Annotated in this window: 18 protein-coding genes; 8 read left to right on the forward strand and 10 right to left on the reverse strand. The window is 65.0% G+C overall.

Annotated elements, in window-relative coordinates; translation table 11 throughout:
* Both ACZ5BT_RS11250 and amrB read left to right on the forward strand, forming a co-directional pair.
* On the forward strand, window positions 1-1,326 hold the full coding sequence (locus ACZ5BT_RS11250; protein ID WP_464884675.1) for an HD domain-containing protein: 1,326 nt from the start codon (window positions 1-3) through the stop codon (window positions 1,324-1,326).
* Window positions 1,283-2,425, forward strand: a complete 1,143-nt coding sequence (amrB, locus tag ACZ5BT_RS11255) for an AmmeMemoRadiSam system protein B (protein WP_464884676.1) — start codon at window positions 1,283-1,285, stop codon at window positions 2,423-2,425. Before ACZ5BT_RS11250 ends, amrB begins: the two co-directional genes overlap by 44 nt.
* Here the strand turns inward: amrB and metG are convergent.
* From metG to ACZ5BT_RS11290, 7 genes are all read right to left on the reverse strand, one after another.
* A complete protein-coding gene (gene metG, locus ACZ5BT_RS11260) occupies window positions 2,422-4,299 on the reverse strand; it encodes a methionine--tRNA ligase (RefSeq protein WP_464884677.1) in 1,878 nt (625 codons plus the stop codon). The two genes, amrB and metG, sit on opposite strands and share 4 nt — an antisense overlap.
* A 14-nt stretch (window positions 4,300-4,313) precedes the next feature.
* Entirely contained in the window at window positions 4,314-5,444 is a 1,131-nt protein-coding gene (locus ACZ5BT_RS11265) for an NAD(P)/FAD-dependent oxidoreductase (RefSeq protein ID WP_464884678.1), read from the reverse strand.
* Window positions 5,431-7,053: an aldehyde dehydrogenase family protein gene (locus ACZ5BT_RS11270; protein ID WP_464884679.1), complete on the reverse strand. Its 1,623-nt coding sequence runs from the start codon at window positions 7,051-7,053 to the stop codon at window positions 5,431-5,433. The genes ACZ5BT_RS11265 and ACZ5BT_RS11270 overlap by 14 nt, the downstream gene beginning before the upstream one ends.
* 72 nt (window positions 7,054-7,125) lie before the next feature.
* Window positions 7,126-7,440: a heavy metal-binding domain-containing protein gene (locus ACZ5BT_RS11275; protein ID WP_464884680.1), complete on the reverse strand. Its 315-nt coding sequence runs from the start codon at window positions 7,438-7,440 to the stop codon at window positions 7,126-7,128.
* Complete coding sequence (locus ACZ5BT_RS11280; protein WP_464884681.1) at window positions 7,437-8,768, reverse strand: dipeptidase; 1,332 nt, start codon at window positions 8,766-8,768, stop codon at window positions 7,437-7,439. Before ACZ5BT_RS11280 ends, ACZ5BT_RS11275 begins: the two co-directional genes overlap by 4 nt.
* 13 nt (window positions 8,769-8,781) lie before the next feature.
* On the reverse strand, window positions 8,782-9,450 hold the full coding sequence (gene hspR, locus ACZ5BT_RS11285; RefSeq protein WP_464884682.1) for a heat shock protein transcriptional repressor HspR, fused homodimer type: 669 nt from the start codon (window positions 9,448-9,450) through the stop codon (window positions 8,782-8,784).
* 138 nt (window positions 9,451-9,588) lie between these two features.
* Window positions 9,589-11,331, reverse strand: coding sequence for an NAD-dependent malic enzyme (locus ACZ5BT_RS11290; protein ID WP_464884683.1), 1,743 nt, complete (start codon window positions 11,329-11,331; stop codon window positions 9,589-9,591).
* A gap of 108 nt (window positions 11,332-11,439) precedes the next feature.
* Between ACZ5BT_RS11290 and mdh the strand changes: the two genes are divergently transcribed.
* Window positions 11,440-12,390 carry a malate dehydrogenase gene (gene mdh / locus ACZ5BT_RS11295; protein WP_464884684.1) on the forward strand — a complete coding sequence of 317 codons (951 nt, stop codon included), beginning with the start codon at window positions 11,440-11,442 and terminating at the stop codon, window positions 12,388-12,390.
* Between the two features lie 46 nt (window positions 12,391-12,436).
* Here the strand turns inward: mdh and pheA are convergent, their stop codons facing one another.
* Entirely contained in the window at window positions 12,437-13,261 is an 825-nt protein-coding gene (gene pheA / locus ACZ5BT_RS11300) for a prephenate dehydratase (protein ID WP_464884685.1), read from the reverse strand.
* A 25-nt stretch (window positions 13,262-13,286) separates the two neighbouring features.
* Between pheA and ruvA the strand changes: the two genes are divergently transcribed.
* The 5 genes from ruvA to ACZ5BT_RS11325 are packed head-to-tail and all read left to right on the forward strand — an operon-like array spanning window position 13,287 to window position 17,114.
* A complete protein-coding gene (ruvA, locus tag ACZ5BT_RS11305; protein ID WP_464884686.1) occupies window positions 13,287-13,862 on the forward strand; it encodes a Holliday junction branch migration protein RuvA in 576 nt (191 codons plus the stop codon).
* The gene (locus tag ACZ5BT_RS11310) at window positions 13,859-14,893 is read left to right on the forward strand and encodes a lipid II:glycine glycyltransferase FemX (RefSeq protein WP_464884687.1); all 1,035 of its coding nucleotides are present in this window, start codon (window positions 13,859-13,861) and stop codon (window positions 14,891-14,893) included. The genes ruvA and ACZ5BT_RS11310 overlap by 4 nt, the downstream gene beginning before the upstream one ends.
* Window positions 14,894-14,924: 31 nt before the next feature.
* On the forward strand, window positions 14,925-15,476 hold the full coding sequence (locus ACZ5BT_RS11315) for a hypothetical protein (RefSeq protein ID WP_464884688.1): 552 nt from the start codon (window positions 14,925-14,927) through the stop codon (window positions 15,474-15,476).
* A gap of 16 nt (window positions 15,477-15,492) precedes the next feature.
* Window positions 15,493-16,362 (forward strand): LptA/OstA family protein, encoded by an 870-nt coding sequence (locus ACZ5BT_RS11320; RefSeq protein ID WP_464885830.1) that lies wholly within the window; start codon window positions 15,493-15,495, stop codon window positions 16,360-16,362.
* Window positions 16,362-17,114 carry a hypothetical protein gene (locus ACZ5BT_RS11325; protein ID WP_464884689.1) on the forward strand — a complete coding sequence of 251 codons (753 nt, stop codon included), beginning with the start codon at window positions 16,362-16,364 and terminating at the stop codon, window positions 17,112-17,114. Before ACZ5BT_RS11320 ends, ACZ5BT_RS11325 begins: the two co-directional genes overlap by 1 nt.
* Here ACZ5BT_RS11325 and ACZ5BT_RS11330 read toward each other — a convergent pair.
* A complete protein-coding gene (locus tag ACZ5BT_RS11330; RefSeq protein ID WP_464884690.1) occupies window positions 17,111-18,631 on the reverse strand; it encodes an ABC transporter ATP-binding protein in 1,521 nt (506 codons plus the stop codon). The genes ACZ5BT_RS11325 and ACZ5BT_RS11330 overlap by 4 nt on opposite strands.
* 84 nt (window positions 18,632-18,715) lie before the next feature.
* Window positions 18,716-19,828, reverse strand: a complete 1,113-nt coding sequence (locus ACZ5BT_RS11335) for a BMP family lipoprotein (protein WP_464884691.1) — start codon at window positions 19,826-19,828, stop codon at window positions 18,716-18,718.
* Window positions 19,829-19,890: the final 62 nt, after the last annotated feature.

Genomic DNA, 19,890 nt, shown 5'->3' on the forward strand with positions numbered 1-19,890 from the left:
GTGCGCGCCCTGGGGAAGCTGAACGCACGGCCACGGGTTTGGCCGAGGGAAGGGTGGCTCGTCGGGGGCGCGGTCCGCGATCTCTGGCTCGGGCAAAAACCCAAAGACCTCGACTTCGCGGTGCCGGATCCGCGCGCCGAAGCCGAACGGCTGCGGAAAGCGCTCGGGGGTCATGTCTTCGAACTTAAGGAAGGCCTTGTGCGCCTGGTGACCGACGCCGGGGTCATCGACTTCTCGCCCCTCCCCCCAACCGGCCTCGCGGCGGATCTTTTGCGTCGCGACTACACCGTGAACGCCCTGGCCATGAACCAGCGGGGGGTGGTCTTTGGAATCGGGCCGGCGCGATCCGATCTGGTCAGCAAAACCTTGCGCGCGGTTCGCCGGGAAAACCTCGAGGCCGACGATCTCCGCTCGCTGCGGGGCATCCGGCTCTGGGTCACCCACGGTCTCCGCCCCGAACCCAGAACTTGGGCTTGGATTCAGGCGCACGCCGAGGGTCTCAGGTTCCGCCGCCGGCCAGCCTGGGAGCGGGTCCGGGATGAGCTGGCCGCGATCTTGATGCATCCCCGGGCGGCCTTCGGCCTTGAGGCCCTGAGAAAGAGCGGCCTCCTGGCCGTTTACCTGCCCGAGCTCGCCGCCGGCGTAGGCGTGGCCCAGTACGGCCACCACCACCTCGATGTCTGGGGGCATACCCTCGAGGCCCTCGCCTACCTGGGGTGGCGCTTCCCGGAGAGCGATCTCTCGTTGCGGCTGGCCGTGCTCCTCCACGACGTCGCCAAACCCCTGGTCCGTCAGTGGGACGAAAGGCGCGGATATTACCGTTTTTTCTTCCACGACGAGGTCGGGGCCAGGGTCGCCCAAGGCATCGTCCGCCGGCTGCGGTTTTCCCGCCAGGTCGAACAACGCGTGACCCAGCTCGTCCGCCGCCACATGCGGCTGCCGCCCGCCTCCGGCGGGCCCGCGCTTCGGCGCTGGGTCTTCCAGCACCAAGCGTTCCTCCCCGACCTCCTCAAGCTGCAGTGCGCGGACCGGGCGGCAACCCGAGGCCCCCGCGCAAACCCCGACGAACCGCACCAGCTCCAGGCCCTGATCGGGGTGGTCAGCGAGCTCAAAACTGCCCAGCGCTCGCAAAAACCGCTGTTGACCGGCGACGACGTGATGGCCCTGCTGGGGCTGAAACCGGGTCCTTTGGTGGGCGCCGCACTGGCCGCGCTCCGCGAAGCCCAGGCGCTGGGCGCCGTTCATTCACAGGAAGAAGCTAAGGTTTTTATACAATCATGGTATGAAGCCCAAGCTGCGAGTGCTCGACATCCAACCCACCCCTGAAGGATTCGCCCTCAGGGATCCCTACGGCGTTTCTCGCGAGGTGCTGGTGCTCAGCCCGGAGGCGATGTACATCGCAAGCCTCCTCAACGGCGAGCGCGACCTTACCGACCTGCAGGCCCTTCTGCTCCGCGAAAGCGGCTCGCTCGTTCCCAAGGAAAAGCTCCAGGAACTGGTCGAAGCCTTGGAAAAGGCCGGTTTTCTAGAGGATGAGACGACACAGGCCAGGCTCCGCGCCGCGGAAGAAGCCTTCTTGAAAAACCCCCGGCCGATGGCGCTCGCCGAGATGAGCTACCCCAAGACCCAGGAGGGATTTGAGGCTTTCCTCGAGGCCTTCGCCGCCTTCGCCCCGGAGATCGAACCCAGACCCGCCCGGGCCCTGCTCATGCCCCACCTCGAGCCCCGGCGCGTCCCCGAGGTCTACGGCGCCGCCCTCGCCGTGCTCAAGCACACGCCGCCGCCGGATCGGGTCCTCATTCTCGGCGTCGCCCACCGACCCATCGCGGCCCCCGCAGCGGCGCTGGCCCTTCCTTTCGAGACCCCGCTGGGTGAGCTCGCCGCCGACACCGAGGCCCTTTTAGCCCTGGACGCGCTCATCGGCTTCGAGCTCTTCAACACCCCGCTGGCCTTCAAGGAAGAGCACTCGGTCGAGTTTCCGGCCGTCTTTGTGAAAGCACGCTGGCCCAGCAGCAAGATCCTGCCGCTCATCGTCGCCAGCGACGACCGGCTGGCCCTGCGGGAGCTCGCCGAAGCCCTCGCCCTGCTGCAAAAGAGCCACCCCTTTTTCCCGCTGCTCGCGGTCGACCTCTCGCACGTCGGGGGACGCTTCGGCCACGGGCCGATCAACCGCGCGCTCGCCGATCGGGCCAGACGAACCGACCTCAGCTACCTGCGGCAGCTGGCCCGGGGCGAATTCGAAGCGGCCTTCCAAGACCTCAAGGCCCAGCAGAACCAAACCCACATCGACGCGCTTGGCTCCGCCTTGGCCGCGAGCCGGGTGATCCGGGGCCAGGGCGAACTTCTCGCCTATACCCTGTCCCCGGAGCTCGAAACCCTGAGCGCGGTTGGCGCGGGCGTGGTGGCCTGGTACGAGGGCGCTTAGCGGACTTTGGCCCCGGCGGGAACCGGGCGCTCGGGGGTCAAAAGGGCAAGCCGACCCTCGGGATCCTCGGCCGCCAGCACCATTCCCTCGGACACCACGCCCCGAAGCTTACGCGGCTTGAGATTGGCCAGCACCAACACCCGACGCCCGACGAGGCTCTCGGGGGCGTAGTGCTCGGCCAGACCGGCCACCACCGTCCGCTCTTCGTCGGCGATCTTGAGTTTGAGAACCAGAAGCCGGTCGGCGTTGGGGTGCTTTTGGGCCGAGATGACCTCGGCGATCCTGAGATCGAGCTTGGCGAAGTCTTCGTAGTCCACCGGGGCGACCTTGGGCTTGGTTTCTTGGGCGGGGACTGCTTTTTCGGGCTTTGGGAAGAGGACCGGCGCTTCCTTTGGCAGCGTCGCCTGGGCCAGCACCCCAAAGCGCTCGGTCTCGGCGAGCGTCGAACCCGGCAGACCCAGGGCTTTTCGCAGCTCGGCCACCTTGGTGGGCATCGCCGGCTCGAGGAAAACGCTGGCGATGCGCAGGCCCTCGAGGAGGTTATAAAGCACCTGCGAAAGGCGCTCGGTCTGCCCCTTCTTCGCCAGTTCCCAGGGCCGGTTCTCGTTGACGTAGCGGTTGAGCAGGCGGACGAACTCGATCGTGGCCTCGAGCGCCTGGTGCAATCGCATCTCCCGCACCCAGGCCCGCCAACAACCGGCCAGCGAGGTCGCGGCCTCGATGAGGGGGCGATCCTCGGGGCCGGGTTCGACTCGGGTCACCATGCCACCGGCGTACTTTTGCACCATGACCCGGACCCGCTGCACGAGGTTACCGAGATCGTTGGCCAGTTCGGCATTGTAGCGTTCCAAAAGCCCCTCTTCGCCCACCGAACCGTCGTGACCGTAGGGGATCTCGCGCAGGAGGTAATAGCGGACCGCGTCGGCCCCGTATTTCTTGGCCAGGGCGAAGGGGTCGACCACGTTCCCCAAGGACTTGGACATCTTGCGGCCGTCGGGCCCGAGCAGATAGCCGCCGACATTAAGCCGCCGGTAGAGGGGAATGCCCGCCGCCTTCAGCATCGTCGGCCAGAAAATGGCGTGCGGTTTCAAGATGTCCTTGCCCACCAGGTGATGGGCGGCGGGCCAGTAGCGACGGTAGCGCTCGCCATCCGGATAGCCAAGCGCCGAGAGGTAATTGATCAGGGCGTCGAACCAAACGTAGGTGACGTGATCCTCATCCCACGGGAGGGGGATACCCCAGGGCACGCGATGCTTTGGCCGGCTGATCGAAAGGTCACCCACAGGCTCGGCGAGCATGGCCAGGACCTCGTGTCGGTAGCCCTCGGGCCAGATGAACTCCGGGTTCTCGGCGAGGAATTCCCGCAGCCAGGGGCGGTACTTTTCCATGCGGAAAAAGTAGTTGCCCTCGCGCCGCAGTTCGGGAACCACACCGTGGTCGGGGCACTTGCCGTCGACGAGTTCTTTGTCGGTGAGGAAGCGCTCACACCCCACGCAGTAGTGGCCTTCGTACTCTCCGTAATAAATGTCACCGGCGTCGTACACTCGCTGGAGCACCATCTGCACCACCCGCTTGTGCCGGGGTTCGGTGGTGCGGATGAAGTCGTCGTAGGAAATATCCAGCAACGCCCAGGCCTCCTTAAAGCGCCCCGCCACTCGGTCGACGAACGCCTTGGGGCTCATCCCCGAGCGCGCCGCGGCCTGGGCGATCTTCTCGCCGTGCTCGTCGGTCCCGGTTAAAAAGAAGGTGTCGTAGCCATCGAGACGGTAAAAGCGGGCCAGGAAGTCGGCGACGATGGTGGAATAGGCGTGCCCGATATGGGGCTCGGCGTTGACGTAATAGATCGGCGTGGTGACGTAGAAGACCTTATCCATGCCCATGGATTCTATCAGACAATCGCCCCCTCCCCCAGCGTGCGCCCATGCAAGAAACGCTGGTAGCGAAACGGATCCAGTTCCGGGCTGTGTCCGGTGAGAACCTCGCTGGCAATGGCCTCACCCACGGCCGCCGCTTGCTGCACGCCGTGGCCGGAGAAGCCGGCGGCGTTGAACCAGCCTTCCTGGCCCGGCATCGAGCCCAGGATCGGATTTTTATCCGGTGTTTCCTCGTAATAGCCCCACCAGCACGCCTTCCGGTCGAGGGCGTAACCCTCGAACCAGGGGAAGCGAAAGAGGGCGGCCTCGAGGGTGGGCTCAAGCCAGGCCCAGTCCATCCCCTCCCGAAACCCCGGCGACTCGTCGGGATTCGAACGTCCAAAGAGCAACCGAGGCCCCTCGGGGCGGAAGTAAAACCCGCTCCCGGCGTCGATCACCATGGGCCAGGCCCGCTTTGTCGCGGGCGCGGTGAGGAAAACCATACGCCGCACGGGCTCAATCGGAAGCTCAAATCCCGCGCTGCGGGCCACCTTGCCGGCCCAGGCCCCAGCGGCGTTCACGACGATCGGAGCTTCGTGGCGCCCGCGCGAGGTCTCAACCCGCCACACCCCGTCCCGGCGCCGGGCCGCCAAGAAGGCCTCGGACAGGGCGATGACCGCCCCGTGCTCGCGGGCCAGGCGCAAATAGGCCAGCGTCACCGCGTGGGGGTCGATGATGCCATCGGCGGGACCGAAGCTGGCCCCGCCGAGGCCGTCGGCGACGAAGGGTACGATGCCCCCGGCGCTCTCAAGATCGAGCAGTTCGACCGGTGCGCCGATCGCCCCCACGCGCGCCATGGCGTCTTTCCAGCCGGGCCAGCTCGGTGCCGGGATCAAGAACAGGTAGCCGATCGGCCGGTAGCCGGCGTCGAAGCCGTAGCGTTCCTTGAACGTCCGGTATTCCTGGATGCTTTGCCAGGAAAGCCGAGCGTTGGCGATCTCCGAGAACTGGACCCGGACCCCGGCCGCGCTCTTTCCGGTGGAGCCCATGGCCGGGGCCGAGTTTTTCTCCAGGACCAGCACCTGAAGGCCACGTTCGGCCAAGCGAAAAGCGACGCTCGCCCCGATGATCCCGGCCCCAACGACAACAGCGTCAAACGCCGCCATCGCCCGCCTCCGACCCGCTCAGTCCGAGGACCCGCCGCCAGTCCTGGCCGGCCTTCGGGGCCGTGTAGTCGGTATCCATCTGCGCGAGCTGGAGTTTCCCCGAATACTCGTCGTTGACCGCCTGCCAGACGGTGTATTCCTCGAGGACCCAGACCCCCGATTCCCGGGCCCCATTGCCGCTTGAGCGGACCCCGCCAAAGGGCATGTGGGCCTCGGCCCCGACGGTGGTGTTGTTGATGTTGACCATCCCGGCCTGAATGCGGGTGCGGAACTGGTAGGCCCAGAGACGGTTTTGGGTGTAGATCGCCGAGGAAAGACCGTAGGGGTGGTCGTTCGCGGCCTCGATCGCTTCCTCGATGCCATCGACCTTGATCAGGTTGACCGTTGGCCCGAAGATCTCCTCCCGGGTCTGGGTCATCCCCCGCCGGGCTTCCCACACCGTGGGCCAGCCAAAAAGCCCGGCCTCAGGATCGCCCGCGAAGTGGGGGTAGGGGTTATCCGAGGTGATGCGCTTTTTCCCGAGGAGCAGCGTAGCACCTTCCCTCTGCCCCCAGCGGTAGTGTTCGAGCCAGCGCTCAAAAAGGCGTTGGTTGATGAAGGGACCGTAGGTCACGTCCTCGTAGCGCAGCGGGTTTCCGATTTTGGTCGCGGCGGCCATCTCCAAAAAGCGTTTTTTGAACGCCTCGTAGATCGGGGCGTCGACGATGATGTTGCCGGCCGAGGTGCAGCGCTGACCGCCGGTGGCAAAGGTGCTCCACCACGCGCCGTGAACGGCGAGGTCCAGATCGGCGTCCCGCATCACCACCAGCGGATTTTTCCCCCCGAGCTCCAGCGTCGCTTTGATGAGCGCCCGTCCCGCCTTCTCACCGATGATGCGCCCCACCCGGGTGCTCCCGGTAAAAGCCACCTTATCGAAGAGCCCCTCGTCGATCAGGTTCACCAGCGCCTCCCCGGTCGAGGCCTTGCCGCCGCCGAAGACCACGTTGATCACCCCGGGCGGCAGCCCCGCTTCCTCAAAGAGCCTGACGAAGACGAAGGAGAGCACCGGCGAATCGTCCGAGGGCTTCCACACCACGGTGTTCCCGGTCAACACCGCGGGAATGAGCTTCCAGGCGGGCACGGCGATGGGGAAGTTGCCGGCGGTGATCATCCCCACCACCCCGAGCGGGCGTCGGAAGGTGAAGAGATCTTTTTTTGTGAGCTCGCTCGGGACCGTTTGTCCGTAGAGGCGCCGCCCCTCGCTGGCAAAGAAGACTGCGGTGTCGATCGCCTCCTGCACATCGCCCCGGGCCTCTTTCAGGGTCTTGCCCACCTCCCGAACCATGAGCCGGGCGAGGGTTTCCTTTTCCCGCTCCAGGATCTTGGCCAGGTTAAGGAGGACGCCCCCCCGCACCGGCGCCGGGGTGGCCGACCATTCGGGGTAGGCCGCCCGGGCGGCGGCGATCGCCTTGCGCAGGGTGCCCGCGTTGCCCTCAGGGAAAATCCCCACCAGGTCCTCGAGGTCCGAGGGGTTTTGGTCCTCGAACTCGGGGCCTTCGAAGACCTCCTCACCGCCGATCAGGTGGCCGGCGATCACCGTATTGCCGTACTTCGCTGGTTCGGTCCGCATACTGAACCCCCTTTGACCGGAGCTTACCGCGTTGCCACGACTCGGGCGGTGATCGCCGGCCCCGCGAAACGCTCAGCCCAGCCGAACCGCGGTGCCGCTCGCGGTCACCATGAGCATGCTCTGGCCCACGACCTCGTAGTCGATGTCGATCCCCACCACCGCGTCGGCGCCGAGGTCCCGGGCCGCCTCGGCGAGCTCTTCAAGGGCCGTCTCACGGGCCCTTTTGAGTTCGCTCTCGTAGGCGCCCGCCCGACCCCCGAAGATATCGCGGACCGAGGCCATCAGGTCGCGAAAAACGTTGGCCCCGAGGATCGCCTCGCCGTGCACAATGCCCAGGTATTCGGCGATCCTGCGCCCCTCAACGCTCGGCGTGGTGGTGAGGATCACGCGCCTGCCTCCCGGGCGAAAAGGCGGTGGAAGGCCGTGACCGCCTGGATCCCCTTTTCAAAGTTTTCGAGCTCGAACTTCTCATTGGGCGCATGGAGGTTGTCGTCGTGCAACCCAAAGCCCATGAGGACCACCGGGGCTTCGAGCGTCTCGACAAAGGCGCCGACGATGGGGATTGAACCGCCTTCGCGGGTGAAGATCGTCTCCCGGCCGAACGCCGCCTCCAGCGCTTTGGCCGCGATGCGAACCGGGGGCGCGTGACGGTCGACGAGGACCGGCCTCGCCCCCTGGTGGACCGTGACCTTGAGCCGGTAGCCCTCGGGCACGATCGTCTCGAGGTAGCGCCGCGCCCGCTCGGCAATCTCGTCGGGATCCTGGTCCGGGACCAACCGCATGGAAAATTTGAAGCCCGCCTTGGCAGGAATGACCGTCTTCGAGCCGGGCCCCGTCCAGCCAGACCACATGCCGTTGACATCGAGGGTGGGGCGGGCCCAGCGCCGCTCGAGCACCCCGTAACCGGGCTCGCCCGGCAGTTTGGTCGCGCCCAGCTGTTCCCGGTAGGCCGTCTCGTCGAACGGCAGCTTCATCCACATCGCCCGCTCCTCGGGGTCAAGCGGACGCACCCGGTCGTAAAACCCGGGGATCCGAATCCACCCCTCGGGGCTCTTCAGCGCCGCGATCATCTCGGCGGCGGCGTGGGCGGCGTTGGGGACCGCGCCCCCGTGGATCCCGGAATGCAGATCGCTTTTCGTGCCCTCAACCTCGACCTCGAGATAGGCCAGGCCCCGCAAGCCGTAGGTCAGGGTGGGCCAGCCGGGGGCGAACATCGCCCCGTCGGACACCAGCACCACGTCGGCGGCGAGCTGTTCTTTTCGCTCCTTCAGGAAAAGGAAGAGGTTCGTCGAGCCGATTTCCTCCTCGCCCTCGATCACGAACTTGAGGTTCACCGGCAAGTTGTGACCGAGCTCCTCGGCGGCGGCGACGTGGATGTAGAGCTGACCCTTGTCGTCGGAGGCGCCGCGGGCGTAGATTCGCCCGTCCCGCACCTCGGGTTCAAAGGGTGGACTCTCCCAGAGCTCCAGAGGGTCGGGGGGCTGAACGTCATAATGGCCATACACCAGCACGGTCGGGGCCTTGGGGTTGACCATCCGCTCGGCGTAGACCACGGGATGGCCCGGCGTGGGGACGATCTCGGCAACAAAGCCGAGTCCCTCCAAACGCTCGGCGAGCCAAGCGGCCGCCCGGGCCACGTCGGTTTTGTGCTCGGGGTCGGTGGAGACCGAGGGGATCCTGAGCAGTTCGATCAGGGCTTCCAGATGCTTGCTCATAGTTCAAAGCATATCAGCGAGCCCCAGCCTGCTTTTCCACCTGGGTCCGGACCCGGAGCACCTCGAGGCGGTAGCGGGCGCGCAGACGCTCGAGCTCTTCCCGCAGCCGCATGATCTCCTCCACCCCGGCCAGGTTCACCCCCAGCTCCTGCGTCAGCCGGCGGATCTCCCGCAATCGCTCGATGTCCCGCTCCGAGTAAAGACGCGTCTTCCCCGCGCTCCGCTTGGGCCGGATCAGCCCCTTTCGCTCGTAAAGCCGCAGCGTCTGGGGGTGCATCTCGACAAGCTCGGCAGCTACGCTGATCACGTACACCGGGCGCTCGGGCGCGGGCGGCTGGCTCGGTGGCGGCAGCGCCGGGGCGGAAAGCGCCTGCTGATACCAGGCGCCGTATCGCTGCCTGAGGGCCTCCCGCTCGCGCAGAAAGCGTTCGCGCAGACGCTCGAGCTCTTCCCGCAGCCGCATGATCTCCTCCACCCCGGCCAGGTTCACCCCCAGCTCCTGCGTCAGCCGGCGGATCTCCCGCAATCGCTCGATGTCCCGCTCCGAGTAAAGACGCGTCTTCCCCGCGCTCCGCTTGGGCCGGATCAGCCCCTTTCGCTCGTAAAGCCGCAGCGTCTGGGGGTGCATCTCGACAAGCTCGGCAGCTACGCTGATCACGTACACGGGACGGTCCTTGCTCATGCCATACCTCCTCGAGGTCCAACCAATTTTATACTTCTATTATAAAAGTTCGTGCAACGGACAATAAAACAATATTTCAATAAACGAGACAGCGTGGCGCGCGCCGGCGCTGTCTCGATGGGCTTTTCCCGAAAAAGGCTACGACGCCGTCGGTGCCTTGACAAAGGGTAGGTAACGGGGATGCCAGAAGCGCTGGCGCACGTAGTCGAGGAGGGCGTCGATATCGAGGCCGCGGACCCGATCGTCCTGAGCCACCCCTTCCTCCACCGCCCGCTGAATCACCCGAGCGGCAACGTACTGGCTCACCTCCCGCATCTCGTGAACATGGGGGTAGACGGTTCCCTCGGCGAGGTGCGCCTCGGTCACCAACGAAGCCAAAGCATCGGCGGCCTCGAGGATCATGCCGTCAGTAATCTCCCGGGCCCGGGCCAGCACCGCACCGAAACCGATACCGGGGAAAACAAAAGCGTTGTTGCCCTGGCCGATGACGTAGGTTCGGCCCCCGTAGCTCACGGGCGGGAAAGGGCTTCCGGTGGCGACGATGGCCTTGCCTTCGGTCCAGGCGATGAGGTCTTCGGGAATGGCCTCCGAGTTCGAGGTGGGGTTTGAGAGGGGAAAGATGATGGGGCGGGAATCGTTCTCCAGCATCGCCTTGACCACCGGCTCGTTGAAGGCGCCGCTCTGACCGGAAAGGCCGAGGAGCGCGGTGGCACGGGCGCCCCGGATCGTCTCCAAAAGCCCTGGCGCGCGCCCGGAAAACCGCCAGCCCTCGACATCCTTGGGGTCGTGGGCAAACTCGGCCTTATAGGGCTCCATGGCGCGGTTTTTGAGCAAAAGCCCCTTGGAGTCGATGACGAAGATCCTCGCCAGCGCCTCAATCTCGTCGAGCCCCTGGCGCATCAAGCCGGCCTTGATCGCGCGAGCCACGCCAATCCCCCCCGCCCCGGCACCGAAGATCACGAAGCGCTGGTCGGTGAGCTTTTCGCCCTTCATGCGAACCGCCGAGAGCAAACCCGCAAGCGCCACCGCCCCGGTGCCCTGAATGTCGTCATTAAACGAGGGAATGCGCTTGCGGTAGCGCTCCAAAACGGTAAAAGCAACGTCCTTCGAGAGATCTTCCCACTGAATGATCACCTTGGGGTAGCGTTCACGGATGGCCTCGACGAACCGGTCCATGAAGCGCAGGTAGGCCTGGCCCCGCAGCCGGCGGTGGCGTACGCCGAGGTAGAGGGGGTCGAGCAGGAGGTCCTCGCGGTCGGTGCCGACGTCGAGTTCGACGGGCAGGGTTTTATCCGGGGCCACGCCGCCGGCGACGGTGTAGATCGAGAGCTTTCCAATGGCGATGGCCATGCCGCCATAGCCCTGGTCGCCGATGCCCAAAATCGCCGATGAGTCGGTGGCGACGACGAGGCGCACGTCCTCAAGCGGCACGTCCTCGAGCACCGGCTCGATGCGGCCGATGTTCTCGGTGGACACGGTCAAGCCCCGGGGTAGGCGGTAGATGTGGCTGAAAAGCCGCACCGCTTCGCCGACCGTCGGCGTGTAAATGACGGGGAGCATCTCCTCGAGGTGCTCGGCCAAAAGCGCGTAGAAGAGGACCTCGTTGCGGTCTTGGAGGTCGCGGAGGAAGATGTGCTTTTCCAAGTCGGTCTGCAGCAACCGGAAACGACGGTAGTTGCGCTCCTTTTGTTCCTCGATGGTGGCGACGTGGGGAGGAATGAGCCCGTCGAGCTCCAGCAAGGTACGCTCGCCCTGGGTGAACGCCGTCCCCTTATTCAAAAGGGGGATGCGGGTCAACAGGAAACCGCTCACGTAGACCTCGAGGTAACGGTTGCCGGAAGCGTCGCGCTTGACGTCGTAGTACTTGCTCACCCTAGCCATATCCTTCATTCTATGCCCCCACGAAGGCGCAAAGGCGTATGTCCCGTGTCCGATGGACAGTACTGTTGGCTTTTGAGCAAAATGCACTAAGGTAAAAAGGGAGGTGCTATGGGACGCATAGGAAAGCCTAAAGTCAGCATCATCGGTGCCGGGAACGTCGGTGCGACCCTGGGGATGCGGATTGCCGAGAGCGCCCTGGCGGACGTGGTCATGGTGGACATCGTCGAGGGGATGCCGCAGGGCAAGGCGCTGGACCTCTCGGAGGCCCGGCCCGTCGTGGGGAATGACGTCGGGATCGTCGGGACCAACGACTACGCCGAGATCGAGGGGTCCGACATCGTGGTAACCACCTCGGGCGTCCCCAGGAAGCCGGGCATGAGCCGGGATGACCTCATCGAGATCAACGCCAAGATCGCAAAAAGCGTGGCCGAGAACATCAAGAAGTACGCTCCGGACGCAATCATCATCCAGGTCGCGAACCCGCTCGACGCCATCACCTACGTCATCGCCGAGATCACCCAGGCGCCCAAGAACAAGATCATGGGCATGGCCGGGGTTCTTGACTCGGCGCGCTACCGCTACTTCATCGCCGAGGAGCTCGGGGTGAGCGTGCGCGATGTCCAGGGCTTCGTGCTCGGCGGTCACGGCGACAGCATGGTGCCCCTGCCCCGGCTGACCACCGTCGGGGGCGTTCCCCTCCCCGAGCTCTTGCCCCCCGACCGCATCGAGGCCATCGTCGAGCGCACCCGCAAGGGCGGCGCCGAGATCGTGAACCTCCTCAAAACCGGGTCGGCCTACTACGCCCCTTCGGCCGCAACCTGGGAGATGGTCAAGGCGATCCTTAAAGACGAAAAGCGCATCCTGCCGGTGGCGGTTCACCTCGAGGGCCACTACGGCATCGAAGGGCTGTTCGTGGGCGTGCTGGCGGTCCTGGGCAAAAACGGCGTCGAGAAGGTTTGGGAAGTCCCCTTAAAGCCCGACGAGCTTGAAGCCCTGCGCGCAAGCGCCAATCACGTCCGCGAGCTGGTGCAGAAGGTCGACGAGCTCGGAATCCTCTAAATCGAGGAACGCCAGGCGCCGGTCGGGGCATGCCCCGACCGGCGCCTCATGTCCCGTTTTCGGGCGCGGCGGGGTACGAGCCCAGTACCTTGACGAAGGCGGCCCGGCGCAAAAGGTTCACCAGTGCCTTCGAGGGGGCGGGATCCTCAACGTGCCCCTCAAAGTCGAGGTAGAAAACGTAGCTCCAGGGCCGGTCTTTCCTCGGGCGCGACTCGAGCTTGGTCAGGTTCACCCCGGCCTCGGCAAAGGCGCCCACCGCCAGGTAAAGCCCGCCCGGCCGGTGGCGCACGGCGAAGACCACGCTGGTTTTGTACGCCCCCTCGCCTCGCGGCGCCTCTTCCCGGCCGAGCACGAAAAAGCGGGTGTAGTTGAAGGCAAAATCCTCGATGTCCCGCAGCAGGACCGAAAGCCCGTAGCGCTTCGCCGCCCGTTCGCTCGCGATCGCAGCCAGACCAGGCTCGGGATTCTCGGCCAGGGCCTTGGCGGCGCCGGCGGTGTCGAACACCGGCCGGCTGGAAAAGCCATGACGGGCCAGGAATCCGTCACACTGGGCCAGCGCCTGGGGGTGGCTCATGACCTCCCGAATCTCATCCACCTGGGTCCCCGCCGGCGCGACCAGACAGTGGCGAATTCGCAGGATGACCTCGCCGACCACGTGCAGGTCGCTCTCCAGTAAAAGGTCATAGATCTGATTGATGCTCCCGGCCACGGCGTTTTCAACGGGAACCACGCCGAAGTGCGCATCCCCGGCGTTGACCGCTTCGAAGACCTGGTGGAAGGTCGGGTAACCGATGGGCTGGGCCTGGGGGGCAAAGTCGAGTGCCGCTTCCTCGCTAAAGGCGCCTTCCGTCCCTTGATAGGCGATCTTCATTGCCATTCAATATACTGTCTGCGGCATGGTGCGTCTCTTAAAAGGCCAGGTGGCCGAGATCGAATCCGACGCCGCGGTGGTGTGGGTGGGTGGGCTTGGGCTTTCCGTGCATTGCACCAAACCGACGCTCGCCAAGCTCAGCAAAGGCCAGGAAGTCACCTTTCACACCCATCTGCGCGTGAGGGAGGGCGACCTTAGCCTCTACGGCTTCCTGGACCGGCGCGAGCAAGCGCTCTTCGAACGGCTCCTTTCCGTGAGCGGCGTCGGCCCTCGGATGGCGTTGGCCCTGCTCGGGACCCTGGGCGTCGAGGCCCTCGCCGGCGCCATCGCCAGCGGAGATCTAGAAAGCCTCACCACAGCGCCGGGGATCGGCAAACGCCTCGCCGAACGCATCGTCGTCGAGCTCAAAGGGAAGGTCGAGGCGGAGGTCGCACCGGCCATTTCGCCCGATCAGGTCCCGGCCCTCGAGGCCAGCGAGGCGCTGCTCGCGCTGGGGTTTAAGGAGAGCCGGGTCAGGGCCGTGGTCGCCAAGCTCGCCAGGGCCCATCCCCAGGCCACCACCGAAGACCTCATCCGGCAGGCGCTCAAGGAGCTACGATGAACATTCGCGAAATCACATCATCCGAGGAGTGGGACGAGCGACTCAAACGCTGGCGCTACGCCTCGGCCCTGCAAAGCTGGGGCTGGGGTGAGGTCAAAAAACGCACCGGCTGGCAGGTCCAAAGGCTCTTGATCGAGCACGAAGGAACGCCCCTGGCCCAACTCCAGATCCTCCGCCGGAGCGCCGGACCCCTCACCCTCCATTACGTGCCCCGGGGCCCCGCCTTCGACGACTGGGCGTCGCTGGAAATGGCCCTCGGCTACCTCAAAATCCAGCTCAAAGGGGCCTATTTAAAGGTGGAGCCTCCTTTGGCGCTGCCCGAAGCCGAGCCTCCACCCCCCCTGCCCGGCGCTTCGAGCTCGGAGACCATCCAGCCGGAATTTTCGCTCCAGGTACTCCTCGACGACGAAGCGGCGGTGCTCGGGCGGATGAAATCGAAGACCCGCTATAACATCCGCCTCTCGGCGCGCAAGGGCGTCAGGACCCGCATCGTGCGGCCCTTTGACCCTGAGGCAAACCAGGCGTTCGCGGCCTTTTTCGAGCGCTTTCAGGAAACCAACCAAAGGGCGAAGCTGCGCCAGCACGACGAGAGCTACTACCTCGAGGTCTTCCACCGCTTCAACGCCCGCCACGCCCAGAGTTTCATCTCGCTGGCTGAATTCGAGGGCGAGGTGCTCGCGGCAGGGCTCTTCATCGCCTTCAAGGATCGCATCGACTACCTCTACGGCGGGAGCACGCGAAAAAAGAAGGAGGTCATGGCGCCTTACGCCATGCACTGGGCGGCCATGCGCTGGGGGCTGGCCCACGGCTTTCGCTACTACGACCTCTGGGGCGTCCCCCGGATACCCGACCCCTCCTCGCACGCCTACGGGATCTATCGCTTCAAAGAGGGGTTCGGCGGGGTGCGGGTCCGATTTCCCGCCTACGACCTTCCCCTCTCGCCCCTCTACGCGCCCCTCAAGCGGGCGCTTCGCTGGCGGAAGGACCTGATGAACTGGCGAGCCCGGGGGACCCGGAAGGACGTCTTATAAGGCTTTCACCGCGCACGATTAGGCTAAGAACGTGGCCCGATACCTCGTGGCAGCGACCCTCGCCGCCCTCCTTCTCGGCGCCCTGCTGCGGCTGAACGCCGATGAAGAAAGGGGGCAGGCGCCAGATGAGGTGGTGCTGGAGGACGTTCGCTACCGGCTCTTCCCGGAAGCCGACCCCAGGGCCGAGTGGATCTTTGCCGCCGATCGGGTTCGCTACAACCCTCAGACCCAAAGCGCCACGATCGAGGGCATCCGGGACGGCGAGCGCCTGGTCCGGGGTAAGCTCGACCTCACGCTCAAAGCCACCTCGGTCCGAGTCGATCGCTGGGACAACTTGCAGATGGACGAAGCCTGGGTTTTTCTGCCCGAGGCCTGCTGGGAAATTCACCTCGAGCGCACGCCGGGAAAACCGGTCCAGATCGTTCAGCGGCGGGGGTTCATCGCACCCCGTTTTACCTTGAAAGGGCCGGGCATCGAGGTCGAGGGCCAAGGGTTCCAATCGGACTTCGCGCTCAAAAACGCCAGCTGGCGCTCGGGAAAGGAGGTCTGGACCAGTGGAGAGGAAAACACCTGCCCGCGCTAGGACGGCGCTTTTCGTCATGCTCCTCGGCGCCTGGCTGACGCTTGCCAGCTCGTCGCCGGTCTCAACCATCGTGATCGAATACCCAAATGGCACCCGGAGCGGCGACCTCCGGAACGGCCCCTGGATCTACACCGCGAGCGAGCCCGGAGGGATCCGGGGACAGGTGGGAAACCTCGTCATACTGGCGGACAAGGCGGTTCTCGAAGCCCCCAAGGGCCTCAGCATGCAATCGGCTGAAGGCCAGCGAACGGCGACCTTCGAAGGGTCGGTGGTGGTGCGCCGTGGCCGGGTTGAGGCCCGGGGCACCCGCCTCGTGTACCGGGAGTCAAGCGGGAAGGGAACACTCTCCGGGCCCGTCACCATGGAGCAACGCCCCGAGCGGGCGGACGAAGATACGGTGATTCTGAAGGCCGACGCCATCACCTTCAACGTCAATACCGACACCTCGGAGAGCCGGGGCAACGTCCACCTCACCAGCGGCGACCAGGAAGGTTTCGCCGACGAGGTCTACTACGAGGAGGACCGCGCCCTCGCCATCTTTACCTCGAGCTCGGGGAAGGTGCGCCTGATTCGTCACCGCGATGAGGGCGAGCTCCGCATCGAAGGTGGGGAAGCCCGGCTCCTGGTGCGGGAAAAGGCGCTCATCGTTCTCGGCGGGGTCACGCTGAGAGACGGCGAGCTGGTGACCCGCGGCGACGCCCTCTACTACGACGACAAAACCGGCAGGGCGATCGTGGTGGGCAGCCCAGCAACGAGCCGGGATGAGGCCAAAGGGCGATCACTCTCGGCCGGAACCCTGCTCCACGACGTGATCAAACACCGGGTGCGGCTCTATGGCAAAGCCTTCGAGCTGCCCCTCGACCGCTTCGCCAGGCAGGGGGACTGATGCGCCGGTGGCCGTGGCTCTTTATGGCGCTGATCGTCCTTTGGGCCACGGCCCAGGCCGACTTTCGCCCCACGGCCACCCTGACGTATCGTGGCAAACGCATCACCGTGGTCAAGACGAGCCCCGACGAGCTCGGACTGGCCTGGATCGAGGACAGCGACCAGGGCGTACGCTTTATTTTTTACGATCCGAGCCCATATCGGGTCGAGCTGACCCTCGGCGAGGACACCCGGGCCTTTGGCCACCTGGCGCTCGTAGAGCAACCGGATCGCGGCCCATCGCGGATCGTCCTCACCGACGGCGAAGCCGCGTATGACCCCGAGCGCGACGCGGTCCGATACCAAACCCAACCGGCCGACGGCGCCGTTGCCGTCGTCGAGGGGAAGGTCACGGTCTGGGGTCGCGAGCTGAGTTACGACAACGATCGCGGCCTCGCCTTGCTGAAGGGCCCGCTTCGTTTCGTCCGCGAGGGCGAAACGAAGCTCGAGGGCCGGGCGGGCCGGCTCGTCTACCGCCTCGAGGACGGCGAGCTCTGGCTGCTCGACCGCGTGGTCTTACGCCAGGGACCGAGGGAGACCGAAGCGGATCAAGCCCTGGTCCTCGAGGACCAGGGCTTGGCCTACCTGTACGGCGATCCGGTGGTCAGCCGCGACAAGGATCAGAAAATTCAAGGCCGCCGGGTACGATACGACCTCAAAACCGGCGACCTGTGGGTTCTCGGGCAAATCGCAGGCGAGATTCAAACGCCTTAGGCGCGAGTCGGGGTGATGCCAGCCATCAAAAGCCCCATCTCCTCCTCGTTGGTCTCTTCGGGACGCACCTCGCCAACGATCTTCCCCTCAAACATCACCAAGATCCGGTCCGAAAGGTTCATGACCTCGTTCAAGTCGGCGCTCACCAGCAACACCGCCATTCCCTGGTCACGGGCCTCGACAATGCGCTGGTGGATGAACTCGATGGCGCCGATGTCAACGCCCCGGCTCGGCTGGGCGGCAATCAGAATTTTGGGTTTTCGGGAGAGCTCCCGGCCCACGATGATCTTCTGGGCGTTCCCACCCGAGTAGTGACGCGCCGAAAGCTGAATACTCCTCGGGCGAACGTCGAAGGTCTCGACCACCTCCTGAGCGTAACGATCGATTTCGGGATCCCGGAAAAACCCCATCGTGTCGGTGAACGGATGCCGGTGGTGATCGCCGAGGATCACGTTATCTCGGGTGGGGAAATCGAGCACCAGCCCCCGGGCGTTGCGGTCCTCGGGGATGTGCGAGACCCGGTGTTCACGAACCCTCCGGGCATCAGGCCGGGTGATGACCTCCCCCTGGTAACGAATAAGGCCCCGGTAAGGACGGAGGCCGGTAATGGCCTCGACCAGCTCGCTCTGACCGTTGCCCTCCACGCCGGCGATGCCCACGATCTCGCCCGCACGGACCTGGAAACTCACCCCGGCGACGCGGGGCTTCTTACCAGCTTCCTCAACCCAGAGATCCTCGACCGAAAGGAGCGCATCGCCCGGCTCCGCCGGCTTTTTGTCCACCGTCAGGATCACCTCGCGCCCCACCATCATCCGGGCCAGCTCGGGGGGACTGGTCTCTTTGGTCTCCACGGTCCCGACCACCCGGCCGTCCCGAATCACCGTCACCCGGTCGGAGACCTCCATGACCTCCCCCAGCTTGTGGCTGATGAACACCACCGCGTTGCCCCGGGCCACGAACGATCGCAGGAAGCGGAAGAGCTCGGTCGATTCCTGGGGCGTGAGCACGGCGGTGGGCTCGTCGAGGATAAGGATCCGCGCCTTCCGGTAGAGCGTCTTCAAGATTTCGACCCGCTGTTGCAACCCCACCGGCAAATCCTCGATTCGCGCATCCAGGTCGAGCTCAAAGCCAATCTCTTCCAGGAGTTCCGCGACCGTCCGCCGGGCCATGTCGATATCGATGGCCAGCCCCTTTTTGGGCTCCCCGCCCAGAAGGACGTTTTCCAGCACGGTAAAGACATCCACCAGCATGAAGTGCTGGTGGACCATACCGATCCCGAGCGCGATGGCGTCCGCGGGCGAGCGGATATCGGCCCGCTTCCCGTCCACCCAGATTTCGCCCCGGTCGGGCTTGACCATCCCGTAAACGATCTTCATGAGCGTGCTCTTGCCGGCACCGTTTTCCCCGACCACGGCGTGCACCTCACCCCAACGCACGTCGAAGCTGATGCAGTCGTTGGCCAACACCAGGGGATAACGCTTGGTGATGCACTTGAGTTCTAGGGCAACCTCGGCCACGAGCAAAGTATACGATAGCGTCAAAAATCTGGATCAAAAACGCTGCGCGCGGCCGGGCCGCGCGCAGCTTGGCGATGCCACAGGTTACCGCGCCGAAGGCACCTTGATTTCGCCGCGGACGATCTTTTGCTTGAGGACCTCGAGCTTGGCCACCAGCGCGCTCGGGAGCAGGGCCTTGTTGTACTGGTCGAGAGCGTAGCCCACGCCGTTGTTGGCCAGGCCGTACTCGTGGACGCCGCCCTGGAAGCTGTTCTGCACCACCGACTTGATGACCGAGTAGGTGGCCACGTCGACCCGCTTGAGCATCGAGGTCAGGCCGTGGTTCAGGGTTTCCGGGTTGTTATCCGTGTCACCCAGGTAGTTCTGGTTGGCATCCACCCCGATAAAGAAGATGGGGCGGGTGTCACCCTGGCAGGCCTCGGTGTAGGCGGCATACTTGGGCACATCGGCGAAGGGATCGCGAATGAACTTCACGTTCGAGGGGAGTTCCGAGGCTTTGAGGCACTTCTTCTGTTTGATGAAGTCGATGTTGCCAAGGCCCGAGGCACCGGCGGCGGAGTAGATGATGTCCGCGCCCTGGGCCACCTGGGCGGCAGCGATCTCCTTGGCTTTACCCGGGTCGTTCCAGGCCTGCGGGGTATTCCCCACGTAGTTGACCAGCACCTTGCAGTCGATGCCGTCTTCCTGGCAGGCATACTCGACACCAGCGCGGTAGCCGACCTCGAACTTGTGAATCAGGGGAATGTCCATGCCACCGATGAAGGCCACCACCCCGGTCTGGGTGAGCTTCCCGGCGATATAGCCGACCAGGAAGGAGCCCTCGTGCTCTTTAAAAACCAGGCTGGCGACATTGTCTTTCTCCGGGCTAACCGAGTCGATCACAGCGAAGTTCACGTCTTTGAACTCCTTTGCGGTGGCGGTGATCCCGGGCTCATTGGCAAAGCCCACCCCGATCACCAGATCGAAGCCCTCCTCGGCGAAGGCCCGGATCCCCTGACCCACCTGGGAGGGATCGGCGGGTTCGAAGTCGAAGACCTCGACCCCGAGATCCTTCTCGGCCTTTTGCGCGCCTTCCCAGGCCATCTGGTTAAAGCTCCGGTCGTTCTTACCGCCCGAGTCGAAGGCGATCCCAACCCTGACCTGGGCCATGGCCAGGCCCATAAAAACGGCTGCGACGATGAGTAGTCCTCGCTTCATACCTGTCACTCCCTTCCATTCCGGCTCACGCCGTATTTCAGTATAGCCACAGGGAGGCCCGG

The sequence above is a fragment of the Vulcanithermus mediatlanticus genome, from assembly GCF_055385885.1.